We start from the raw sequence: 21,142 nt of genomic DNA on the forward strand, positions 1-21,142 counted from the left end.
CGCGCGGTTCATCGCCTTCAGGATCTTGTCCGATCCAGCCTGCACCGGCAGGTGCAGGTAGGGCATCAGCTCGGGCACCTCTCCGTGGGCGGCGATCAGGGCGTCGTCCATGTCGCGCGGGTGACTGGTGGTGTAGCGGATGCGGTCCAGGCCGGGGATCGCGGCCAAGCGCTTCACCAGCGACGCCAGGCCGCCCTCGCTCCCCTGGTCCTTGCCATAGGCGTTGACGTTCTGCCCCAGCAGGGTGACCTCGCGCACGCCTTTATCGGCCAGGCTGCGAGCCTCGGCTTCGATATCGGCGGCCGGGCGCGACCACTCTCCGCCGCGGGTGTAGGGCACGACGCAGAACGTGCAGAACTTGTCGCAGCCTTCCTGCACGGTGAGGAAGGCGGAGACACCGGTTGGCCGACGCTCGGCGGTCAGGGCATCGAACTTCTCATCCGGCGCGAAGTCGGCCGACAGCCGCTCGCCGCGGGCCCGATGGGTGCGCGCGATCAGTTCGGGCAGCTGGTGATAGGCCTGCGGGCCCACGACCAGGTCCACAGCGGGCTGGCGGCGCATAATCTCCTCGCCCTCGGCCTGGGCCACGCAGCCGGCCACAGCGATGGTCATCCGGGAACCGCCCCCGGCTACGCGCTCGTCGCGCATCTCACGAATCTTGCCGAGTTCGGAATAGACCTTCTCGGTGGCCTTCTCGCGGATGTGGCAGGTGTTGAGCACCACCAGATCGGCCGTCGTGGGATCGTCCGTCATCCCATAACCCAGCGGCGCAAGGACATCGGCCATGCGCTCGCTGTCGTAGACGTTCATCTGACAGCCGTACGTCTTGATATAGAGGCGCTTCTCGGGCGCGGTCTGGGACATTGCGGGGTTATGGGGACGCGGAGCCCCTCGCGCAAGTTTCCCGCCCGCCCAGGGCTACTCCTCGATCGGCACGCCGTAGAGCTCGAGCCGGTGGTCCACCAGCTTGTAGCCCAGCTTGCGGGCGATCTCGACCTGCAGGGCCTCGATCTCCTCGTCGACAAACTCGACGACCTTGCCCGTCTTCATGTCGATCAGGTGATCGTGGTGTTCGTCGGTGTGCTCTTCGTACCGTGAGCGGCCGTCACGGAAGTCCAGGCGATCGATGATGCCCGCTTCCTCGAACAGGCGGACCGTACGGTAGACCGTCGCGATCGAGATGTGGGGGTCGATGGCGTGCGCCCGGCGGTGCAGTTCCTCGACGTCCGGATGGTCGGCGGCCAGCGACAGCACACGCGCGATCACGCGGCGCTGCTCGGTCATGCGCATGTTCTTCTCGAGGCAAAGCTTCTCGATGCGGTCCGACACGGGGGCCTCTCTCGTCTTCCGTAGCGATAGGTCTAGTCAGGTCTGGTTGTCAGGTCGAGCCGCATCACGAGCGCGTCCGCACGTCCGTTGGCGCCGCGGTCATAGTAGGCTTTGCGCAGACCCGCACGCGCGAAACCCAGGCGTTCGTAGAGGGCCACAGCGCCGGCGTTGGCGACATCGACCTCCAGGAACATCTCGCCCGCCCCCGCCTCGCGCGCCACGCCGATAGCGGCGACCATCAGGGCCAGCCCCACGCCACGTCGCCGGGCCCAGGGCGCCACGCCGACGGTGAGGATCTCGGCCTCGCCGGCCACGGTGCGGCAGACCAGGACGCCGGCCGGGTCTTCGTCGCGGGCCACGAACCCGAAGATGCCGGCGCCCTCCAGCAGGTCTTCGAAGTCCATCTCGTCCCAGGGCGTGTCGAAGGCCTGGGCGTGAGCCGAGGCCATGGCGGGGGCGTCGGCGGGGGTGGCAAGCTCCAGCTTCACGGGTCGCGGCCGCCCGGCAGCTTGGCGTCGGGCGCGCGCAGGTAGAGCGGGCGGATGGGGGCTGCGACCTTCCGCGCCGCGAGCCGCGCCACGTGGCGGGCGTCGCAGCCCTCGGGCGTCAGCATGCGCGCGCCGGGCGCGGTCTCGGCCAGCAGCGGCGCGCCCGACCCCACCAGCGTCAGCGCCCGCCCCATGCCCAGCTCGGCCAGCCGCGCCGCGGCCGTCCCGATCGGCAGGACATCGGGCGCCATCAGCGGCTCACCGTCCTCGAAGACCTGCAGGTAGAGCTGGTCGCGGCGCGCATCGATGGCGGCGGCGACCAGGCCCGTGGCCTCGGCCGCGAGCGCTTCCAGGCTGCCGACGCCCACGACCGGAATCGACAGGGCCGATCCGAGGCCCTTGGCGAACGCCACGCCCACGCGCAGACCAGTGAAAGACCCCGGCCCGACCGTCGCGCCGATGCGCTGCAGGCGGCCGAAGGCCACGCCTGCGTCCGCCATCGCGGCCTCAGCCATCGGCGCCAGCCGTTCCTGGTGGCCGCGCGTCATCGCCTCGGACCGATGCGCCAGCACGCGCTCGCCATCCAGGATGGCGACCGAGCAGGCGTTCAGGCAGGTGTCGAGGCCCAGCACGAGCATGTGTGCGGCGTAGCCGGTTCGGTCGCGGGCTTAAAGGGCCTGTTCGACCGCCGTCACTTCGGGGACGTAGTGCTTCAACATGTTCTCGACCCCGGCCTTCAGGGTGGCTGAGGAGGACGGGCAGCCCGAACAGGCGCCGCGCATGTTCAGCCACACGACGCCGGTGTTCACGTCGAAGCGGTTGAAGAGGATGTCGCCGCCGTCCTGGGCCACGGCCGGCCGGATGCGGGTGTCCAGCAGCTCCTTGATCTCGGCCACGATCTGGGCGGTCTCGCCCTCATAGGCCGTGTCGTCGTGGCCGGCGTCTTCGCTGTCGCCCACCAGCAGCGGACGGCCCGATGTGTAGTGGTCCATGATCGCCGCCAGGATCGGCGCCTTGATCAACGGCCAGTCGACCGAGGCGTGCTTGCCGACGGTGATGAAGTCGGGGCCGAAGAAGACGCGGGTCACGCCAGTGATCTCGAACAGTTCTGCCGCCAGCGGCGAGGCGGCGGCTTCCTCGGGCTCGCGGAAGTCGCGCGTGCCTTCGCCGAGGACAGTCTGGCCCGGCAGGAACTTGAGGACTTCCGGATTCGGCGTGGCTTCGGTCTGGATGAACATGGGGCAGATGTGGCGCTGAGAAGGGCAGAGCGCAAGTTCTCCCTCCCCCTCGGGAGGGATTACGCCAGCTCGGCGATCTCGTCGTCCGTCAGGTCGCCGGGAACGATGGTCACCGGCACCTTTCGGCTGCCGAAGCGCGTGCCGTCCTTGCCGATGGCGCTGACCAGCGGACCCGGCCCGCCTCGCCCGGTCGAGGCCGCCAGCACCAGGATCTTGATGTCCGGGTCCTCGCTCAGCACGCGCTTCAGGGCCGCCCGCGTGGAGTCGGCCTCGAGGATCAGGAATTCCGGCGGCAGGCCGGTCTCGGCCTGGACATACTCGGCCGACAGCTGCAGCGCCGTCTCGGCCTCCTGCCGCTGTTGGCGGGCGATCTCCTCGCGGACGCCCGACCAGTGCTCGAAGACCGCCGGCTGGATCACGTGCAGCAGGGCCACGTAACCGCCCGTCGACTTCGCGCGGCGGCACGCGAAACGCAGCGCCGCCTGGTATTCGGGCGTGTCGTCGGCGACCACCAGGAACTTGCGGCGCGTGCTCATGGCGCGGAATCTAGCCTAGCCCGCCCAGTAGCCTACCAGTTTCTTCACCTCGGCCACGGTTGGCGCAGCCAGAGCCCGGGCGCGCCCGGCGCCGTCGGCCAGGACGCGGTCGATCTCGGCCGGATCGGCCAACAGCCGGCGCATCTCGCCGCCGATCGGGCCCATCACCGACACCGCCAGGTCCGCCAGCTTCGGCTTGAACACGCCGAAGCCCTGTCCGGCGTACTCCGCCAGCACGGCGGCTTCGGTCGCGCCGGACAGCGCCGCGTAGATCGCCACCAGGTTCCGGGCCTCGGCGCGGCCTTCCAGCCCCTCGGCCGTCTCCGGCAACGGATCCGGGTCGGTGCGCGCCTTGCGGATCTTCTGCGCGATGGCGTCGGCGTCATCGGTCAGGTTGATCCGCGAGTTGTCCGACGGATCGGACTTGCTCATCTTGGCCGTCCCGTCGCGCAGGCTCATCACCCGGGCTCCGGGGCCCTGGGTCAGAGCCTCGGGCAGCGGGAAGAAGCCCGGCGCGCCGAAGTCGTTGTTGAACTTCTGGGCGATGTCGCGGGTCAGCTCCAGATGCTGCTTCTGGTCGTCGCCAACCGGCACCTTGGTGGCCTTGTAGACCAGGATGTCGGCCGCTTGGAGCACGGGATAGGTGTAGAGCCCGATGCTCTCGCGCTCCTTGTGCTTGCCCGCCTTGTCCTTGAACTGGGTCATCCGGTCCAGCCAGCCCAGCCGGGCGACGCAGTTGAACACCCAGGCCAGCTCGGCGTGCTCGGGCACGGCTGACTGCGCGAAGATGGTGGCGACCTTGGGATCGAGGCCGGTGGCCAGGTAGGCGGCGGCGATCTCCCGAACCTGCTGCTTCAGCTTCGCCGGTTCCTGCCACACCGTGATGGCGTGCATGTCGGCGACGAAGATGAAGGTCGGGATCTCGTGCTGCAGCCGGGCGAACTTCACCAGGGCGCCGAGATAGTTGCCCAGATGCAGGTCGCCGGTGGGCTGGACGCCCGACAGCACGCGTTCAGGGCCCGCGTAGGCGGCAGGAGCTTGTTCGGTCATGGGATGGCTTCTCTAGGGAACAGGCACGTGGGCGCAAGGCCCGGTTTTCACGGGTGCGCGATCAGCGCCATCGCCAAGTGGTGCGTTCGAAAGCCATGGCGGGGAAATAACCCGCCGGGTCGCCTACGACAAGTCGGCCGCTGTCGGCGCCGGGTCGCCGCGACGCCGCCTGAGCGCGGCCTTGAATTCGGCGACGGTGACGCCGCCCGAGGCGAACAGCAGCACCGGATAGAGACCCAGCCCGATCGTGCAGATCAGGACAATCGAGATCTCCTTCACGCCGTGCGACATCACCGTTCCGATCGCGCCCTCGATCTCGGCGCGGAACAGGTTGGCGGCGAACATCACCGCGCCCAGCAGGGCGCTGGCGATGGCCACGCGGGTGATCTTGAAGGCGGCGCGGGCGGACGGCTTCCAGACCCCGGTCCGCGCCAGCGAGAACCACATCTGCAGCACGCTGATCCAGGCAGCCACCGAGGTGGCGATGGCCACGCCCTGGAAGCCGATGGCGAAGAACAGGGCGACGCCGAGGGCGATGTTCACCGCCACCGAGATCAGCGAGAATCGCATCGGCGTCTTAGTGTCCTGTCGCGCGAAGAAGGCGGGCTGGAGGATCCGCAGCAACACGAAGGCCGGCACGCCCCAGCCGTAGTGGAACAACAGCTGGCCGGTCGCCAGCGCATCGGCCGGCGTGAACTGGTCGCGCGTGAACAGGGCGTCGATCAGGTAGACCGGAAGCGCCATCAGGGCCGCCGCCGCCGGCAGGCTGAGCGCCAGAGCGAAGACGATCCCCTGGTCCATGGCGGCCTGGGCGTCGTCGTGATCGTCCTTCTGCAGCGCCTGGCTCAGACGGGGCAGCAGGGCCACGCCGATGGCCACGCCGACCAGGCTCATGGGCAGCTGGTAGAGGCGGTCGGCCACGTTCATCCAGACGCGCATCCCGGCGATCTGCGAGGCGAGGATGCCCGAGATGAAGATGTTGATCTGGGTGGCGCTGTTGGCGATGGCGGCGGGGATGGCCAGGGTGACCAGGGCCTTCATCTCGGGCGTCCACCGGGGCCGGACCGCACCGATGCGCGCGCCGCTCTTGCGGGCGCCCCACCAGCAGATCCAGGCCTGGCCCAGGCCGGCGATCGCCACGCCGCCCGAGGCCCACCAGGCCGCCTGGACCGGGTCCTTCTGCGGCAGGACGATCAGCAGCATCACGATGTTGAGGATCGTGGGATAGGCCGCCGAGATGATGAACTTGCCCCGCGCGTTGAGAACGCCGGAGAACAGGGCCGCCAGCGCCATGCACGGCAGGTAGGGCATGGTCAGCTGGGTCAGCATCCAGGCGAGGCGGAACTTCTCCGGTTCGTCCGCGTAGCCGGGATTGATCAGGTACATCAGCCACGGCATCGCCAGCTGCGCGGCCAGCATCACCCCGACCGTCGCCGCGGCCACGGTCGCCGCCGCATCGGCCGCGAAATGGTCGGCGCCGGCTTCGTCATCGGCCAGCTTGCGCGAATAGGTGGGCACGAAGGCCGCCGCGAAGGCGCCCTCGGCGAAGATGCGCCGGAACAGGTTCGGGAACGCCAGGGCGGTATAGTAGGCGTCGGCGGCGATGGTCTGGCTGGCCCCCAGGCGCGCGGTCACCACCAGGTCGCGCGCAAAGCCCATGAACCGGCTGACCAGGGTCAGGCCCGAGAAGATGGCGCTGGAGCGCAGCAGTCCGCCCGATGTCTTGGCGGGAGTCTTGGCGGTCTCGGTCACAGGGGCCCTTGGAGGCTGCGTCGAAAGCGGCGTCAACCTAGCGACTGGGCGCACCCGGCGCGTGTGGATTCTTGGCGCAGGCGCGGTAGGCTTCCGGAACTCCTCCCGAGGACCCACTCCGGATGTTCGACGCCTACGTCGCGTTCCAGGCCAGGCTGCGGCCCACGGCCTATGCTCTGATCACACCGCAGCGCTGGGCGACCTACGCCGAGCTGGACGCGGACGTCGATCGCTTCGCCGCAGGACTCGCGGATTTGGGGGTCCGACGCGAGCGGGGCGTGGTCTCGATCCGCATCGCCAACGACTACCTGACCCACGTGGTCTTTTTGGCCCTCGCTCGGCTGGGCGTCGTCTCCTCGCCGTTCGACGACCCCTCGCCCGACCTGCAGCTGGTCGTCGGCGAAGCCGGCGAGGCGCGCCAGCTTCCTCTCTCGCCGGCCTGGATAGAAGCGACCTTCCGCGCCGAGCCTCGTCCTGTGACGCCGGTCCGCTGCGATCCGAACGCGCTGGGCCGTGTCATGCTGTCGTCAGGCACTACCCGCACCGCACGGCGTGTGCCGCGCACCTGGCGGATGCTGGAGGACAACACCCGGACCTGTGCGCTGACCTATTGCGCGGGCAAGCCAGGCCGCTGGGTCTGCCTGACCGGCATGGACACCGGGCTCGGACAGGCCATGACGCTGGCCGCGTGGAGCCAGGGCTCCGCCCTGGTCGCCGACTACACCGCCGCCGAGCTGGCGCTCAGCCTCGAGGCGCTGCGGCCATCGATCGTAGGCCTGACGCCGATTTTCCTGCGCCACCTGCTGTCCAGTCTGCCGCCGGGACTGGGCGTGCAGCCCGGCCTGCGGATCGTCAGCACCGGCGGCGTCCTGCCGGCGGCCGTGGCGCGCGAGACCCGGCTGCGGCTCGCGTCCGAGATTCTGATCAGCTATGGCGCGGCCGAGACCGGCAGCGCCACGATGGCCGACGGCGCCTGGCTGGAGGAGCACCCCGGATGCGCCGGCTATGCCGTTCCGGGCGTGCGGGTGGAGGTGGTGGACGACGCAGGCCAACCCGCGCCACCAGGCCAGCAGGGCGAGGTGCGGATCATCAGCGACCGCGAGGCCGTGGGCTACCTCGACGACCCCAAGGCCACCGCAGCCGCGTTCCGTGACGGGGCGTTCTATCCCGGCGACGTCGGCCGTCTGTCCGCCGACGGTCTGCTGATGGTCGATGGCCGTATGGACGACCGGATGGACCTGGGCGGCATGAAATTCCTGCCCGACCTGCTGGAGGAGGTGGCGCTGGCCTACCCCGGTGTCCGCGACGCGGCGGCCTATGCCGCGCCGGACGCCCAGGGCATGGACACGTGCTGGCTGGCTATCGTGGCGGATTCCGGCCTCGATCGACAGGGACTGGCCGAGCATGTCGCCGCCCACCCGGCCATGCCGACGCCTCGCTTCGCGTGGACGGAATCGATCCCGCGCAACGCCATGGGCAAGATCCAGCGGCGGCGGCTGCGCGAAGAGACCGTGGCCGCGCTGGGGATCCACCGCTAGGGTTCAGAACAACAAGGGCGGGGGAAGCGGCATGGCGTTGAAGGTGATCGGATCGGGGCTGGGCCGCACGGGCACGCTCTCGACCAAGCTGGCGCTGGAACAGCTGGGCTTCGCGCCCTGCCACCACATGGTCGAGGTGTTCATGAACCCGGCCCAGGTGCAGCTCTTCGTCGATGCGGGGAACGGCAGGCCCGACTGGGACGCCATCTTCGGCGGCTATGACGCGATGGTCGACCATCCGGGCTGCGCCTACTGGCGGGAGCTGGCGGCGCACTATCCCGACGCCAAGGTGCTGCACACCGTCCGCGACCCGGACAAGTGGTTCGACTCCACCCAGGCCACGATCTTCAACCCGGACCGCCCCGCCCCGCCCGAGGGCACGCCGATGCGGGCCTTCTTCGATCAGATCTATGCCTGGTACGGCGGCGACATGCACGACCGGGGCTTCATGACCGACTTCTTCCGACGCCATACCGAGCGCGTCGTCGCCTCGGTCCCGCCCGAGCGCCTTCTGATCTTCGATGTGAAGGAAGGCTGGGCGCCGCTGTGCGCCTTCCTGGGCGTCGACGTCCCCGCCACCCCCTATCCTCGCGAGAACTCCACCCAGGAGTTCCAGGCGCGGGTGGCGTCGGGCGGATCGGCGATCGACACGGAAAAGGTCCGCGCGAACCTTGAGCGCCGCTAGCGCGCCACGCTGGCGCGGGCGCGCTGCAGGTTGCCGCGCCGGCCGCCGGTGGAATCGGCGTCGCTGTCGCTGAGGGTGGCCAGCAGCGCGGCCTTGAGGGCGTTGCCCTTGCGCGCGTCGGTGACCTTCTGGCCCTCGGCGTCGACCACGTAGAAGCAGTCGACCGCGCGCTCGCCGTAGCCGTCGATGTGGGCCGAGGTGATGAGCAGACCGGCGTCCGACAGGGTGCGGGCCAGGCCCGCCAGCAGGCCGGGGCGGTCGCGCCCCGAGGCCTCGACCACCGTCGACATTTCCGAGGCCTCGTTGTCCAGCATCACCGCAGGGGTGATGGCGAAGGCGGCGGCCCGGCCCAGATCCTGGCGGCGGCGCTCCCGGATCACCGGCTCGCCGCGGGCGGCGCTGGCCAGGGCCTTGGCCAGCCGGTCCAGGGCGCGGTCGTCGTTGGCGCCGAACGGCGCGCCCGTCACGTCCTGCACATAGAACACGTCCAGCGCCTGGCCGCCCCGCGAGGTGAACACCCGGGCGCCCACCACATTGGCGCCGGCGCCGGTGATGGCCTCGGCCAGGTCCACGAACAGGCGCGGGCGGTCGGCGGCGGCGACGACGACTTCGGAGGCGTTGAGGTCGCGCCGCACGCGCCCTTCGGCGGCGCTGCCGGGACCGCCGGACGCGGCCAGGGCCAGGCGGGCGTGGGTCAGCACCTCGTCGTCGGTGAAGGCCGTGAAGTAGGCGTCCTCCATCGCGTCGCCCCAGGGCTCGGCGCCGGCGTCGGCCTTCGCCAGGCGCACGCGGGCGTCGTAGGCGGCGTTCTCCTGGTAGCGGCGTAGCGCCGCCGCGGCGTCCGAGCCCCGGCCGCCGCGGAACACGGCCTCGGTGGCGCTGTACAGCTCGCGCAGCAGCTGTCCCTTCCAGCCGTTCCAGACCCCCGGGCCCACGGCGCGGATGTCGGCCACGGTCAGCACCAGCAGCAGGCGCAGGCGCTCGGGGCTCTGCACGATGCGGGCGAAGTCGGCGACGGTGCGCGGATCCGAGACGTCGCGCTTCTGGGCGTAGTCGCTCATCACCAGGTGGTGCTCGACCAGCCAGGCGACCAGTTCGATCTTCGAGCGCTCGAGGCCCAGGCGCTCGCAGGCCTGCCGCGCCGCGCGCGCGCCGGCCACCTCCTGGCCGCCGGCCCCGCCCTTGCCGGTGTCGTGCAGCAGCATAGCCAGGAACAGCGCCTCGCGATCGGCGATCAGCGGCATGATCTGGGTGGCCAGCGGATGGTCGTCGGGCAGGCGCCCGGCGGCGATGTCGGCGATCACGCCCACGGCCCGCAGCGTGTGCTCGTCCACGGTGTACGAGTGGTACATGTTGAACTGCATCTGGGCCACGATCCGCCCGAACTCGGGCAGGTAGCGGCCCAGGACGCCGGCCTCGGTCATCAGGGTCAGCGTCGTGCGCGGATCGCGCCCGCGGGCCAGGATATCCAGGAACACCTTGGCCGCGTGGCGGTCGCGCCGCACCGCCGAGGTGATCAGGTTCATCGAGCGCGACGCGGCGGTGAAGGCGTCGGGGTGCAGATCCAGGTTCCGCTGGTCTGCGATCCGGAACAGCCGCAGCAGGTTGACCGGGTCGCTCTCGAAGATGTCGGCGTCGACGTCGAGGCGGCCGCCGATCTCGTGGAAGCCCGGCTCGGCCAGCGGCTTGCGCTTCACGCTGCGGCCCGGGATGAACCGGCTGATGCCCTTGGGCGCGATCTTGACGCGGTCGGCTTCCAGCTTGGCGGCGAACACGCGTGTCAGCGCGCCCACGTCCTTGGCGATGAGGAAGTAGCGCCGCATGAACCGCTCGACGGCCGGCGCGTCGCCGCGGTCGCCGTAGCCCATGCGCCGGGCGATCTCAGGCTGCAGGTCGAACGACAGGCGCTCCTCAGGCCGGCCCGTAGCGAAGTGCAGCTGGCAGCGGGTGGCCCACAGGAAGTCGAAGGCCACGATGAACGAGCGGATTTCGCGCCGGTCGAACATCTCGAGCTGCATGACGCGCTCGAGGCTCTCTCCGGGGTGCAGGTACTGGGCGATCCAGAAGAGGGTGTTGAGGTCGCGGAGACCGCCTTTCCCCTCTTTCACGTTCGGCTCGACCATGTAGCGGCTGGCGCCGGCGCGGGCGTGGCGCTCGTCACGCTCCTTGAGCTTGGCGGCCACGAACTCGGCGCCCGTGCCCTTCACCACTTCGCCGCGGAAACGCTTGATCAGCTCGTCCGCCAGCTTCTCGTCGCCGGTCAGGCGCCGGGCCTCGAGGATCGAGGTGCGGATCGTGAAGTCCTCGCGAGAGAGCTTGATGCACTCCTCGATGGTCCGCGAGGCGTGGCCCACTTTGAAGCCCAGGTCCCACAGGGCGTAGAGCATGTACTCGATCACGCTCTCGGCGTGGGCGGTCTGCTTGTAGGGACGCAGGAACAGGAGATCGAGGTCGGAATAGGGGGCAAGCGTGCCGCGGCCGTAGCCGCCCACCGCCATCAGCGCCAGACGCTCGCCCTCGGTGGGGTTGCGGGCGCGGAACACGTGCACGGTGGTGAAATCGTAGAGCGCCGAGACCACCTCGTCGGTGACGCCCGAGAGCAGGCGGGCCGTTTCGATGCCGCCCGCGCCGTTCTCCAGGCGCTCCTTGGCGATCATCCGGCCGCGGAACAGGGCCGCCTTGAGCACATCCAGCGCCGCCTTCCGCTGGGCGGCCTCGTCGCCCAGATTCTCCAACGCGGCGGCCGACAGCTGCGAGCGCAGCTTCACGCCGTCGACGACGTATTCCAGGCGGGTGGGCTTGAGGCGGGCGGACATCGGGCCACGCATATAGGACGGATCGTTAACGGACGCAGGTGGTTCGCGCTTTTCCGGCGCGGATCGTACCGCTAAGGGCTCCGGCCCCGGTAAGTGTTTTGGCCCGGTGTGCGTTCGAGTGGCGTGGTCATGAGCAGAGGATCGTATCGCGGCGGCTCGACCTCTGTCGGCTGGAACGCCAACCGCTATGTCTCGCCCTCGCTCACCGGGCGCACGCGCAAGGGCAAGGCGCTGATCAAGGATCTCACCGCCCGCACCGCCCAGAGCCGCGCCGAGCTGGCCGAGCAGGATGAGCGGGCCAGGAAGCGCCACGGCCTGGCGCCGGCGAAGGCGAAGGCGCCGGTGACCACCGCCACGGCGGCGAGCACGGGACGATCGGGCGTGGCGGATCAGGCCCGCAAGCGGCTCAAGGCCGGCGGGCGTCAGGCGTTCTCGGTGACCGTGGTGAAGCGCAGGCGGCGCAAGGGCCGCCAGCCTTAGGCAGAGCTAGGAGGAGTCGGTCGGCTGGGCCTCTGCCTCGTCCTCGGTCTCGTCGGAATCCGGCGAGCCCCCAGACGGCGGCAGATCGACGAACATCTCGCGCATGCGGACGATGTGCGCCTCGATGGGCTCGTCGAGGAAGCCGTGATCCTGGCTCTCGTCCTCAAGCGTGGCGAGGAGGAAGGTGCGCATGTCGTCGACCTCTTCATCGTCCAGCGCCTCGGCGTGCTCGGCGATCACGCGATCGACGGCGGCATAGACCTCGCGAATGCGCTGATTGATCTGCGATTGCTCGTGGACGGTCCGACCCCCCGGGGCGGCGGCGGCCTCGCGGGCGCCGGCGTCGCGGTCGCGCTTCAGGCGCGACTTGAGCAGGAGCGATTGGCGGTAGCCCCGGGCGACGCGCTCGGACGCGCGGGCGAGATGGCAGGCGGCGTCGACGTCGGGCTCGTCCAGGGCGCGCTCGGACAGGCGGGTGGCGAGGCGCAGCTGCGCCTGCGCGAGGCGCGCGAGGCCCTCGGCTTCCTCATCGGTGATGGCGAGCGGATCGATCATTCGCCCGCGAGGGAAACACGGACCTACGTCAAAAGCGGTCGGAAGAGGCCGAGCGTGACAGCACGTCGGCCAACTGCTGCGTCCCGTCCCACAGCACCCCGCCCCAACCGGCGGCGCGCGCGGCCTCGACGTTGGACGGCTTGTCGTCGATCAGGGTGAGGTCCACGGCGTGGAAGCCGGTGCGGGCTTCAACGGCGGCGAAGAACGCCGGGTCGGGCTTTCCGCAGCCCACGTCGGCGGAATAGTGGATAGCGTCGAACCGGTCGCGCAGGCCCAGGGTGTTCCAGAGGTAGGCGGCGCGCCGGTGCTCCTGGACGGTGGCGAGGTGGAGCTGGACGCCGGTGGCGCGCAGGGCGGCGAGGTCGGCCAGCAGCGTGTCGTCGAGCTGGGCGTCCTTGGCGAACCAGTAGTCCGCGAGGGCCTGGCTGGTCAGGTGCGGCGCGATCTCGGCCAGGACCGGGGCGAGGCGGTCATGCAGGGCGGCGCGGCCGTTGGAGATGTCGTCCCAATGCGGCGCGAAGAAGCGGGCCTGGAGGGTGGCGACGGAGAGGCCGAGGTCGCGCTCCATGTCGACGGCCCAGCCGCCGGGGCGCGGAATCACCACGACGCCGTCGACGTCGACCATGAGGGCTTTCAAGCGAGCACCGTCAGGTGAGGGGCGTCCATGGATCTCATGGGGGGATGCGAGCCTGCCTCTCAAAGTCAGTCAAGGACCGGCCCCCTGCCTTTCCCACGCAGTGGGAGAGGGGGACCGCACGCCGAGGCCGAAGGCCGTAGAGCGGGTGGTGGAGAGGGCGAGCCTCATCCCCTGAATTCAGAGCAGCCCGGTCAAACCACAGAGCTTGTAGCCTGCCCTCTCCACCATCGGCTCTACCCCCGGCTTTCGCCGGGGTCGGCCGACGGTCCCCCTCTCCCACTGCGTGGGAAAGGAAGGGTGCGAACTCTACGCCCCGCCCATCAGCCCCTTGAGCCGATACAGCGCGTCCATCGCCTCGCGGGGGCTCATGCCGTCGACGTCGAGGACCTGCAGCGCCTCCTCGACCTTGCTGGGCCCGAACTTGGCTTCCGGCTCGGCGACGGCGGCGAAGAGGGGGAGGTCGTCGAGGTTGGCGGGGCCGGCGGATTCCTTCTCGAGGCGTTCGAGGACCTGTTTCGCGCGGGCCACCACCGGCATCGGCACGCCGGCCAGCTTGGCCACCTGCACGCCGTAGCTGCGGTCGGCGGGGCCCGGCCCGGCTTCGTGCAGGAAGATCAGCTCGCCGTTCCACTCCTTGGCCTTGAGGCTGAGGTTGGAGACGTAGGGCAGGCGGCCCTCAAGGACCGCGAGCTCATGGTAGTGGGTCGCGAACAGCGCCCGGCAGCGGTTGGTCTCGTGCAGGGCCTCGGCGCAGGCCCAGGCGATGGCGAGGCCGTCGTAGGTGGCGGTGCCGCGGCCGATTTCGTCCAGGATCACCAGGCTGCGGGGCGTAGCCTGGCTGAGGATTGCGGCGGTCTCGACCATCTCCATCATGAAGGTGGAGCGGCCGCGGGCCAGGTCGTCGCCGGCGCCGACGCGGCTGAACAGGCGGTCGACGACGCCGAGGCGCAGGCGTTTCGCCGGCACGAAGCAGCCGGACTGCGCCAGCACGGCCAGCAGCGCGTTCTGGCGCAGGAAGGTGGACTTACCGGCCATGTTCGGGCCGGTCACGAGGCTGAGGCGCGGGCCCCCGACGCCCGCGCCGTCCAGGCGGCAGTCGTTGGGCGTGAAGGCGTCGCCCGCCCGGCGCACGGCGTTCTCGACCACCGGATGTCGCGCGGCCTCGGCCTCGAAGGCGGTGGAGCGGTCGAGGATCGGGCGGGTCGCGCCGACGTCGTCGGCCCATTCGGCGAGGGCCGCGGCGACGTCCAGGGTGGCGGCGGCGTGGGCGGCGGCCTGGATCAGCGGGGCCACCCGGGTCGCGGCCTCGCGCCAGGCTTCGAAGGTGTCGAGCTCGATGGCCAGCGCCCGCTCGGCCGCCTGGGCGATCTTCGCGTCCAGCTCGGCCAGTTCCACGGTGGTGAAGCGCACCTGGTTGGCCATGGTCTGGCGGTGGATGAACGCAGCGTTGAGAGGCGGCTTCAGGAGCGGCTCGGCGGCCTTGGCCGTAGCCTCGACGAAGTAGCCCAGCACGGCGTTGTGGCGGACCTTGAGCGTCACGCCGCTGTCGGCGACCAGCTGGGCCTCCAGGGCGGCGATGACGCGGCGGCTGTCGTCGCGCAGGGCGCGGGCCTGGTCCAGTTCGGGCCGCACGCCGGGGGCCACGAAGCCGCCGTCGCGGGCCAGCGCGGGCAGGTCGGGACCCAGGCCGTCGACCATCAGCTCCAGGAAGCTGGCGAGGTCGGGGACACTCTCAAGGTGGAGGGCCGACAGCGCCTGGGCAGTCTCAGTGGGCAGGGTCACCAGCGGGTCGCGCAGTTCGGCGAACAGGCGGCAGACGGCGCCGCCGGCGGTGAGACCGTCGCGCAGGGCGCCCAGGTCGCGCGGCCCGCCCCTGCCCAGGGCCAGGCGCGACAGGCCGCGCGCCATGTCGGGCAGCCCCTTCAGGGTCTCGCGCAGCTTCTGCCGCTGGGCGCGGTGGCCGACGAACCAGGCGACGGCGTCCAGGCGCACGTCGATCGCCGCCGGGTCCAGCAGCGGCCGCGCCAGACGCGCCGCCAGCATGCGCGCGCCTGGCGCGGTGACCGTGCGGTCGATGGCGGCCAGCAGCGAACCGTCGCGGGTTCCCGACGTCGACTTCTCGATCTCCAGGCTGGCCCGCGTCGCCGGGTCGATGACCATGACGTCGCTCTCGCCGGCCCGGCGCGGCGCCGAGAGGGCGGGCAGCCGCCCGGCCTGGGTGGTCTCCAGGTGGGCCGCGATGAGGCCCAGGGCCGAGATCTCGGCGCCCGACAGCGGGCCGAAGCCGTCGAGGGTGTCGACGCCGTAGAGGCGCTTCAGCCGGGTCTCGGACGCGCCGGGTTCGGCGAGCGCGCTGGGCATCGGCTGGATGAAGCCGCCGGCCTGCTTCAGCGCCGCGCTGACCGCCTCGTCGGCGAACAGGCGGTCGGGGACCAGCACCTCGGAGGGCCCCAGGGCGGCCAGGGTCGAGGCCAGTCCGGACACCGTGACAGCCAGGCACTCGACCTCGCCGGTGGAGAGCTCGACGCTGGCCACAGCCGCGCCGCCCGCGCGGACGGAGACGGCGGCCAGGCGGTTGGCGCCTCTGGCGTCCAGCAGCCCGTCCTCGGTGAGCGTGCCGGGCGTCACCACGCGGGTGACCTCGCGGCGGACCACCGCCTTGTGGCCGCGCTTCTTCGCCTCGGCCGCGTCTTCCAGCTGGTCGCAGACGGCGACCTTGAAGCCCGCCCGGATCAGCTTGGCGAGATAGGCCTCCATGGCGTGCGCCGGGACGCCGGCCATGGGGATCGGCGCGCCGCCGTGCTGGCCGCGTGCGGTCAGCGTGATGCCAAGGGTCGCGGCGGCCTTCTGGGCGTCCTCGAAGAACAGTTCGTAGAAGTCGCCCATGCGGAAGAACACCAGCGCGTCGGGCTGGCGCGCCTTGGCCTCGAAGTACTGGGCCATCACCGGCGTGGCGCCGGCGGCGTCGGGCGTTGGGGCGGAGACCTGGGCGTTCATCGGGCTGTTGAGTGTCATTCGATTCGACAGGGTCAACGCCCCCTCCACCACTTCGTGGTCCCCCTCCCCCGCAAGCGGGTGAGGAACTGGAGCGACATGATGGAGGGGGCGCTGCTCGCGCCACGACGCTAGAGGACGCGACCGAGTCCCGCACCCCCTTGAACCGCGCCGTGCGAGGCCCAAGCTGTGGATAGATGGCTTACGGCAGCGTTGATTCGCGTTTCGTGGTCTTCCCCGCCGGCCCGGCCGACGCCGAGGCCCTGGCGTACGCGCACGTCACATCCTGGCGAGAGACCTACCGCGGCCTCCTTCCCGACGCCTACCTGGCGCGGATGTCCGAGACGGCCCACGCGCGGCGGTTCGCCCATCAGCTGCTGAGGCCCGGTCCCGATGACGTCACCCTGGCCGCGGCCGATCGCTGGGGCATCGTGGGCTACGCCCAGGGCGGGCCGTCGCGGCGGGGCGCGCCAGGCGAGGCCGAGATCGCCACGCTGTACGTTGTGCGCGCCGCGCAGGGCCGCGGCCTGGGCGGCCGGCTGTTGCGGGACGCGGCCCGGGCGCTGGCCGAGCACGGCGCCCGGTCGCTGGTGATCTCGGTGCTGCGCGACAACACGCCCGCGCGGCGGTTCTACGAGCACCTGGGCGGCGAGGCGGAGCCCGCCCGCCAGGAGCCTGGCCCCGGCGGCGGCGCCTATTGGGAAGTGGCGTACAGGTGGCCCGAGATTGAGACGCTGTTCTAGCGATCCTCCCCGACCCCTGGATCCCGGCCCGACCTTCCCCGCCCGGCTTAAGGGAGGGAAGGCTCCGCCGCGTAGGTGAGGCTCACGAAGACGTCCTCGAGGTCGGGGTCTTCGGTGGAGATGTCCTTGATGTGCAGGCCCGCGGCGCGGATGGCGGCCAGCACCTGCTCGACGCTGGACTGGCCCGTGCGGTAGCTCACCGAGAAGCCGCCGGCCTTGATCAGCTTGGTCTCGAAGCCGGGCAGCGCGGGGGCCTCGGTCACGGGCTCTTCCGGCGTCACCAGGACGTGGCGCATGTCCATCCGGCGCAGCAGCGTGGTCGTGGGCTCGCAGGCCACCACCTGGCCGCGGTTGACGATGGCGATCTGGTCGCAGAGCTCCTGGGCCTCTTCCAGGTAGTGGGTGGTGAGCACGATGGTCACGCCCTTGCGGTTCAGCTCCAGCACATAGTTCCAGAGCTGCTTGCGCAGCTCGACGTCGACCCCGGCGGTGGGCTCGTCCAGGATCAGCACCGGCGGATTGTGGACCATGGCCTTGGCCACCATCAGGCGGCGCTTCATGCCCCCCGACAGCTGGCGGACGTAGGCGTTGGCCTTGTCGCCCAGGCCCAGGGCGTTCAGCAGCTCGTCGGACCGGCGCTCGGACTTGGGCACCGCGTACATGCCGGCGGCCACCTCCAGCGACTCCTTCGGCGTAAAGAAGGGGTCGGCGGCGATCTCCTGCGGGACCACGCCGATGGCGGCGCGGGCGTCCCTGGGGTGCGTGTCGATGTCGCGGCCCCAGATCTTCACCTGGCCGCTGGTCTTCTGGCAGAGGCCCGACAGGATGTTGATGAAGGTCGACTTCCCCGCGCCGTTCGGGCCCAGCAGGCCGAAGATCGACCCTCGGGGAATGGCCAGATCGATGCCGCGCAACGCCTTCATCTCGGGCGTCGTCTTGGTGGCGGCGTAGGTCTTGGTCAGGCCCTTGGCCTCAATGGCGTATTCGGGGAGATCCATGGGGTCCTATCGTTGACGCGCCGAGCCGTGGTCGCATACCTAGGGCCACGCTGGCGGTGAGCCAAGCGACCTCCACCAAGGTAGTGACGATCCATGGCCCGCAAAGCCGCTGCTCCGAAGTCCAAGCCCGAACCGGCGCCCGCCAAGGCGGCGCTGATCGTCGATGCGAACCCGCCCGAGGTGATCACCGTGCGCAGCCACCGCGTCGCCTGCGACGGGATCGGCGGCGCGCTGGGCCATCCGCGGGTGTACCTGGAGATGGGCGGGGCCGACTTCGTCGAGTGCCCCTACTGCGATCGCCGCTTCGTGCTGGCGCACGGCAGCGAAGGCAAGGAAGACGGACACCTTGCCCCCGGCGTCTACGAAGGCTCCGGCGGACACTGAGACCGGGTCGCGCGGCCCGTTCGGCCTGGGGCGCGGCGGCGGCGAAAGCTTGCGCTGCGCGCACGCCCCACGCCTTCTCTCCCTCCCTTTCACGACGCCGTAGGACCGGATCGACGCTCGGATGGGACAATGCGACGCGCGACGACTTCGCCAGCGCCTGGTCGCGGCGGAGCCGGGGAGCTAGGCGGCTGCCAGCCGGCGGCGGCGCAGGCAGACCCCGACCAGACCGAAACCCCCGATCATGAGCGCCCAGGTCCCCGGCTCCGGCACGGCGCCACGGAGGCTGAGGTCGTCGAGCGCGAAGTCGTTGCCCGTCCACTCGAGGTTGCTACCCACCAGCCGCAGATGAGCGGTCGTGCTGGCGCCCGAGAACCAGCGCAGCGACGCCGACGTCCAGGCGCCGCTCGCATCGGCGCCAAAGCCCCCGACTTCGACATCGTTGATATAGAGCTTCAGGGCGGCGGGGCTGACCGGATAGGTCGAGGCGATCCAGGCGCCGAAGTCGTAGGGGCGGTTGGCCTGCACGTCGACGCTCTGCGACCAAAGAGTGACGTCAGGATCAAGCGACCCGTTCAGAATCATCATTTTGCCCCGGCCGGACGTGTGATCTCCGAAGCCGGCCCACGCGCTGTGATAATCGTTCGCCCGAAGTCCCACGGCGTAGGTCGCAGGCATTCCGAGGGTCCACGGGCCCGTGGTGTCGACGTAGGCGTACGAGCTTCCAAAGCCGGTGTTGCCCGCCTCAAAGTCGCCGTTGAACAGGAGGTTGGGGGGCAGTTGCACGGCGGCTTGCAGCTCGCCTTCGAAAGAAATGCCTGAGAGGCCAGGGTTCGCGCCGTTCGTCCCCAGCACCGAATAGCGCACATAGCTCGCGTACAGCGGGTCGAGAGTAAGGCTATGGGTGAAGTCGGCGAGGCTCACGGGGCCGGAGGGCACGGAGAAGCTGAACGTCTGCGCCGCGCCGAGGGCCGTCCCGCCGATTCCCGATATCGCCTGAAGCGAAATCTGGGTCGTATAGTCGTAGACGCCGCCGACGAATGCTCCGTTGCCGCCGCCCGACGTAACCCTGTCGACGATGGTGGCGCCGGAGAGCCTGTAGTGGCCGCCCAGCGCCAGATCGATGAAGGACGCCGCGCCCTGGCCTTGCGACGCCCAGTCGGTGTTCGCCGCGTTGCCACCCTGGTCGATGGCGTAGCCTGCTTCATAGCCTCCGTAGGATGAAGACGCCGCCGCCGCCGTCGGGACAACGATAGCGGCCTGGGCCGACGTGGCCAGCGCAACGAGTCCCGCCGCAGCGGACGCCAGTAGCGAGGAACGGGCGGCGAGGGAAAGGCGAACGGCGCGTGACATAGAACATCCTGCGAAGACGATGCCGCAGGGTACGAAAAACCTCGCTTCTTCAACAATCTGATCTGAAAGTCAGGCGGCGATCCTATCGTTCGATATGGCTTCTTCCAGCCTCAGCGCAGTCCTGGCCGCCGGCCCCAAGGCCGGGATGAGGCAGGCGGCCGGAGGGCCGGGGCGCGCCTGTCGACAGGCGCGGGCGCAGTCACACCCTCAGCGGCATCAGGATGTACTGGACGTCCGCGTCGCCCGGGTCGAGGACGAGGGCCGGGTCGTTGGGGCCGCCGAAGCGGAGTTCCATCGAGCCGCCCGAGATCTGGTCGGTGATGTCCAGCAGGTAGCGGGCGTTGAACGACAGCTCGAAGGGCTCGCCGTCGTAGTCGATCTCGAGCTCTTCCACCGCCTGGCCGGCTTCCATGTTGCGGACCGTCAGCACGACGCGGCCGCTCTCGATGGCCATGCGCACGCTGCGGCTCTTCTCGGCCGAGATGGTGGCGACGCGGTCGACGGCCTGGGCGAACAGCTTGGCGTCGACCATGACCGTGCGGTTGTTGTCCTTGGGGATGACGCGCGCGTAGTCGGGGAAGTTGCCGTCGATGACCTTGGAGGTCAGGGCGGCGCCGTTCATCTCCAGCCGCACCTTCTGGGCGCTGATCTGCAGGGCGACGTTCTCGCCGGCGTCGTCCAGCAGGCGGCGCATCTCGCCGATGGTCTTGCGGGGCACGATCACGCCGGGCGCGCCGGCCGAGCCCTCGGGCGCCGGCATGTCGGCCAGGGCCAGCCGCGAGCCGTCGGTGGCCACCGCGCGCAGGCGCGGGCTGCCGTCGACGATCACCGTGTGCACGTAGAGGCCGTTCAGGTAGTAGCGCGTCTCTTCGGCCGAGATGGCGAAGCGGGTCTTGTCGATCAGGCGGATCAGGTCGTTCACGTCGACGTCGACCGAGCCCGAGAACCCTTCGGCCGACATCACCGGGAAGTCGCCGGCCGGCAGGACCGGCAGGTTGAAGCGCGAGCGGCCGGCGGCCACGGTCAGGCGCGGATCCTCGCCCGTGAACGACAGGCTGACGTCGGCGCCTTCGGGCAGCTTGCGGACGATCTCGTACAGCGTGTGGGCCGGCGCGGTGATCTGGCCGGGCTGGTCCACCTGGGCCAGGGCCTCGTCGATGATCTCGAGGTCGAGGTCTGTCGCCGAGAACGTCAGGCGGTCGCGGTCGGCCGACAACAGCACGTTCGACAGGATCGGGATGGTGTTGCGGCGTTCGACGGCGCTTTGCACATGGCCAAGCGCGCGGAGCAGTGCGGCGCGTTCGATCGTCAGCTTCATTCCAGGTCCCGGCTCACCAATCGCGCACGGTCGAATCAACTCGATACGCGCACGCCCCGAAGGGAGGGGACTGCGGACATTAGCGATTTCGCAAGCCCGGAAAAGGGGATCAGGGCCCTACCCACAGCTTTCCCGGCCTGGATGCTCCCCTCCCCCTTGCGGGGAGGGGCTGGGGGTGGGGGTGCGAACCTTCGGACTCGGCGTTGACACCCCCACTCCCAACCCTCTCCCCGCAAGGGGGAGAGGGCTTA

20 protein-coding genes are annotated in these 21,142 nt (G+C 70.2%); 5 read left to right on the forward strand and 15 right to left on the reverse strand.

Going from position 1 to position 21,142, the window contains the following annotated elements; genetic code table 11:
- The 8 genes from EPN98_RS22830 to murJ form a co-directional block, all read right to left on the reverse strand.
- Positions 1–864 (reverse strand): MiaB/RimO family radical SAM methylthiotransferase (locus EPN98_RS22830; protein WP_293365245.1); only part of this gene is annotated, 864 nt, incomplete at its 3' end.
- Between the two features lie 54 nt (positions 865–918).
- Positions 919–1,290, reverse strand: coding sequence for a Fur family transcriptional regulator (locus tag EPN98_RS22835; protein ID WP_293365288.1), 372 nt, complete (start codon positions 1,288–1,290; stop codon positions 919–921).
- Between the two features lie 71 nt (positions 1,291–1,361).
- Complete coding sequence (locus EPN98_RS22840) at positions 1,362–1,817, reverse strand: GNAT family N-acetyltransferase (protein ID WP_293365246.1); 456 nt, start codon at positions 1,815–1,817, stop codon at positions 1,362–1,364.
- Positions 1,814–2,455, reverse strand: a complete 642-nt coding sequence (gene tsaB, locus EPN98_RS22845) for a tRNA (adenosine(37)-N6)-threonylcarbamoyltransferase complex dimerization subunit type 1 TsaB (protein ID WP_293365247.1) — start codon at positions 2,453–2,455, stop codon at positions 1,814–1,816. The genes EPN98_RS22840 and tsaB overlap by 4 nt, the downstream gene beginning before the upstream one ends.
- A 30-nt stretch (positions 2,456–2,485) precedes the next feature.
- The gene (locus EPN98_RS22850; RefSeq protein WP_293365248.1) at positions 2,486–3,055 is read right to left on the reverse strand and encodes a NifU family protein; all 570 of its coding nucleotides are present in this window, start codon (positions 3,053–3,055) and stop codon (positions 2,486–2,488) included.
- 59 nt (positions 3,056–3,114) lie between these two features.
- Positions 3,115–3,591, reverse strand: coding sequence for a universal stress protein (locus EPN98_RS22855; RefSeq protein ID WP_293365249.1), 477 nt, complete (start codon positions 3,589–3,591; stop codon positions 3,115–3,117).
- A gap of 15 nt (positions 3,592–3,606) precedes the next feature.
- Positions 3,607–4,641, reverse strand: a complete 1,035-nt coding sequence (gene trpS, locus EPN98_RS22860) for a tryptophan--tRNA ligase (protein WP_293365250.1) — start codon at positions 4,639–4,641, stop codon at positions 3,607–3,609.
- Positions 4,642–4,764: 123 nt separating this feature from the next.
- Entirely contained in the window at positions 4,765–6,393 is a 1,629-nt protein-coding gene (gene murJ, locus EPN98_RS22865; RefSeq protein ID WP_293365251.1) for a murein biosynthesis integral membrane protein MurJ, read from the reverse strand.
- 122 nt (positions 6,394–6,515) lie between these two features.
- Here murJ and EPN98_RS22870 point away from each other — a divergent pair, with 122 nt between their 5' ends.
- The gene (locus EPN98_RS22870) at positions 6,516–7,931 is read left to right on the forward strand and encodes a class I adenylate-forming enzyme family protein (RefSeq protein WP_293365252.1); all 1,416 of its coding nucleotides are present in this window, start codon (positions 6,516–6,518) and stop codon (positions 7,929–7,931) included.
- Positions 7,932–7,962: 31 nt separating this feature from the next.
- Positions 7,963–8,616, forward strand: coding sequence for a sulfotransferase family protein (locus EPN98_RS22875; protein ID WP_193975123.1), 654 nt, complete (start codon positions 7,963–7,965; stop codon positions 8,614–8,616).
- Here the strand turns inward: EPN98_RS22875 and EPN98_RS22880 are convergent.
- Positions 8,613–11,432, reverse strand: coding sequence for a [protein-PII] uridylyltransferase (locus tag EPN98_RS22880; protein ID WP_293365253.1), 2,820 nt, complete (start codon positions 11,430–11,432; stop codon positions 8,613–8,615). The two genes, EPN98_RS22875 and EPN98_RS22880, sit on opposite strands and share 4 nt — an antisense overlap.
- A gap of 129 nt (positions 11,433–11,561) precedes the next feature.
- Here EPN98_RS22880 and EPN98_RS22885 point away from each other — a divergent pair, with 129 nt between their 5' ends.
- Entirely contained in the window at positions 11,562–11,912 is a 351-nt protein-coding gene (locus EPN98_RS22885) for a hypothetical protein (protein ID WP_293365254.1), read from the forward strand.
- Positions 11,913–11,918: 6 nt separating this feature from the next.
- Here EPN98_RS22885 and EPN98_RS22890 read toward each other — a convergent pair whose 3' ends face one another.
- From EPN98_RS22890 to mutS, 3 genes are all read right to left on the reverse strand, one after another.
- Complete coding sequence (locus tag EPN98_RS22890) at positions 11,919–12,467, reverse strand: hypothetical protein (protein ID WP_293365255.1); 549 nt, start codon at positions 12,465–12,467, stop codon at positions 11,919–11,921.
- Positions 12,468–12,495: 28 nt separating this feature from the next.
- Positions 12,496–13,092: an HAD-IA family hydrolase gene (locus EPN98_RS22895; RefSeq protein ID WP_293365256.1), complete on the reverse strand. Its 597-nt coding sequence runs from the start codon at positions 13,090–13,092 to the stop codon at positions 12,496–12,498.
- 318 nt (positions 13,093–13,410) lie between these two features.
- Positions 13,411–16,101 carry a DNA mismatch repair protein MutS gene (mutS, locus tag EPN98_RS22900; protein ID WP_293365289.1) on the reverse strand — a complete coding sequence of 897 codons (2,691 nt, stop codon included), beginning with the start codon at positions 16,099–16,101 and terminating at the stop codon, positions 13,411–13,413.
- Between the two features lie 194 nt (positions 16,102–16,295).
- Here mutS and EPN98_RS22905 point away from each other — a divergent pair, with 194 nt between their 5' ends.
- Positions 16,296–16,841, forward strand: a complete 546-nt coding sequence (locus EPN98_RS22905) for a GNAT family N-acetyltransferase (RefSeq protein WP_293365257.1) — start codon at positions 16,296–16,298, stop codon at positions 16,839–16,841.
- 47 nt (positions 16,842–16,888) lie between these two features.
- Here the strand turns inward: EPN98_RS22905 and EPN98_RS22910 are convergent, their stop codons facing one another.
- Positions 16,889–17,839, reverse strand: coding sequence for an ABC transporter ATP-binding protein (locus EPN98_RS22910; RefSeq protein WP_293365258.1), 951 nt, complete (start codon positions 17,837–17,839; stop codon positions 16,889–16,891).
- A 93-nt stretch (positions 17,840–17,932) separates the two neighbouring features.
- Between EPN98_RS22910 and EPN98_RS22915 the strand changes: the two genes are divergently transcribed.
- Positions 17,933–18,223 carry a zinc-finger domain-containing protein gene (locus tag EPN98_RS22915; protein ID WP_293365259.1) on the forward strand — a complete coding sequence of 97 codons (291 nt, stop codon included), beginning with the start codon at positions 17,933–17,935 and terminating at the stop codon, positions 18,221–18,223.
- Between the two features lie 180 nt (positions 18,224–18,403).
- On the opposite strand, the gene EPN98_RS22920 is transcribed toward EPN98_RS22915, so the two are convergent.
- Both EPN98_RS22920 and dnaN read right to left on the reverse strand, forming a co-directional pair.
- Positions 18,404–19,573: a PEPxxWA-CTERM sorting domain-containing protein gene (locus tag EPN98_RS22920; RefSeq protein WP_293365260.1), complete on the reverse strand. Its 1,170-nt coding sequence runs from the start codon at positions 19,571–19,573 to the stop codon at positions 18,404–18,406.
- A 199-nt stretch (positions 19,574–19,772) separates the two neighbouring features.
- The gene (gene dnaN / locus EPN98_RS22925) at positions 19,773–20,891 is read right to left on the reverse strand and encodes a DNA polymerase III subunit beta (RefSeq protein WP_293365261.1); all 1,119 of its coding nucleotides are present in this window, start codon (positions 20,889–20,891) and stop codon (positions 19,773–19,775) included.
- Positions 20,892–21,142 lie beyond the last annotated feature (251 nt).

Source organism: Phenylobacterium sp. (assembly GCF_004299445.1).
GTDB lineage: Bacteria > Pseudomonadota > Alphaproteobacteria > Caulobacterales > Caulobacteraceae > Phenylobacterium.

What these genes read in the sequence shown, in the direction of transcription:
- EPN98_RS22835 (WP_293365288.1), bottom strand. Translation starts at nt 1,290, where the DNA reads ATGCGCATGACCGAGCAGCGCCGCGTGATCGCGCGTGTGCTGTCGCTG.
- tsaB (WP_293365247.1), bottom strand. Translation starts at nt 2,455, where the DNA reads ATGCTCGTGCTGGGCCTCGACACCTGCCTGAACGCCTGCTCGGTCGCC.
- EPN98_RS22850 (WP_293365248.1), bottom strand. Translation starts at nt 3,055, where the DNA reads ATGTTCATCCAGACCGAAGCCACGCCGAATCCGGAAGTCCTCAAGTTC.
- EPN98_RS22855 (WP_293365249.1), bottom strand. Translation starts at nt 3,591, where the DNA reads ATGAGCACGCGCCGCAAGTTCCTGGTGGTCGCCGACGACACGCCCGAA.
- trpS (WP_293365250.1), bottom strand. Translation starts at nt 4,641, where the DNA reads ATGACCGAACAAGCTCCTGCCGCCTACGCGGGCCCTGAACGCGTGCTG.
- EPN98_RS22870 (WP_293365252.1), top strand. Translation starts at nt 6,516, where the DNA reads ATGTTCGACGCCTACGTCGCGTTCCAGGCCAGGCTGCGGCCCACGGCC.
- EPN98_RS22875 (WP_193975123.1), top strand. Translation starts at nt 7,963, where the DNA reads ATGGCGTTGAAGGTGATCGGATCGGGGCTGGGCCGCACGGGCACGCTC.
- EPN98_RS22880 (WP_293365253.1), bottom strand. Translation starts at nt 11,432, where the DNA reads ATGTCCGCCCGCCTCAAGCCCACCCGCCTGGAATACGTCGTCGACGGC.
- EPN98_RS22885 (WP_293365254.1), top strand. Translation starts at nt 11,562, where the DNA reads ATGAGCAGAGGATCGTATCGCGGCGGCTCGACCTCTGTCGGCTGGAAC.
- EPN98_RS22890 (WP_293365255.1), bottom strand. Translation starts at nt 12,467, where the DNA reads ATGATCGATCCGCTCGCCATCACCGATGAGGAAGCCGAGGGCCTCGCG.
- EPN98_RS22895 (WP_293365256.1), bottom strand. Translation starts at nt 13,092, where the DNA reads ATGGTCGACGTCGACGGCGTCGTGGTGATTCCGCGCCCCGGCGGCTGG.
- mutS (WP_293365289.1), bottom strand. Translation starts at nt 16,101, where the DNA reads ATGAACGCCCAGGTCTCCGCCCCAACGCCCGACGCCGCCGGCGCCACG.
- EPN98_RS22905 (WP_293365257.1), top strand. Translation starts at nt 16,296, where the DNA reads ATGGCTTACGGCAGCGTTGATTCGCGTTTCGTGGTCTTCCCCGCCGGC.
- EPN98_RS22910 (WP_293365258.1), bottom strand. Translation starts at nt 17,839, where the DNA reads ATGGATCTCCCCGAATACGCCATTGAGGCCAAGGGCCTGACCAAGACC.
- EPN98_RS22915 (WP_293365259.1), top strand. Translation starts at nt 17,933, where the DNA reads ATGGCCCGCAAAGCCGCTGCTCCGAAGTCCAAGCCCGAACCGGCGCCC.
- EPN98_RS22920 (WP_293365260.1), bottom strand. Translation starts at nt 19,573, where the DNA reads ATGTCACGCGCCGTTCGCCTTTCCCTCGCCGCCCGTTCCTCGCTACTG.
- dnaN (WP_293365261.1), bottom strand. Translation starts at nt 20,891, where the DNA reads ATGAAGCTGACGATCGAACGCGCCGCACTGCTCCGCGCGCTTGGCCAT.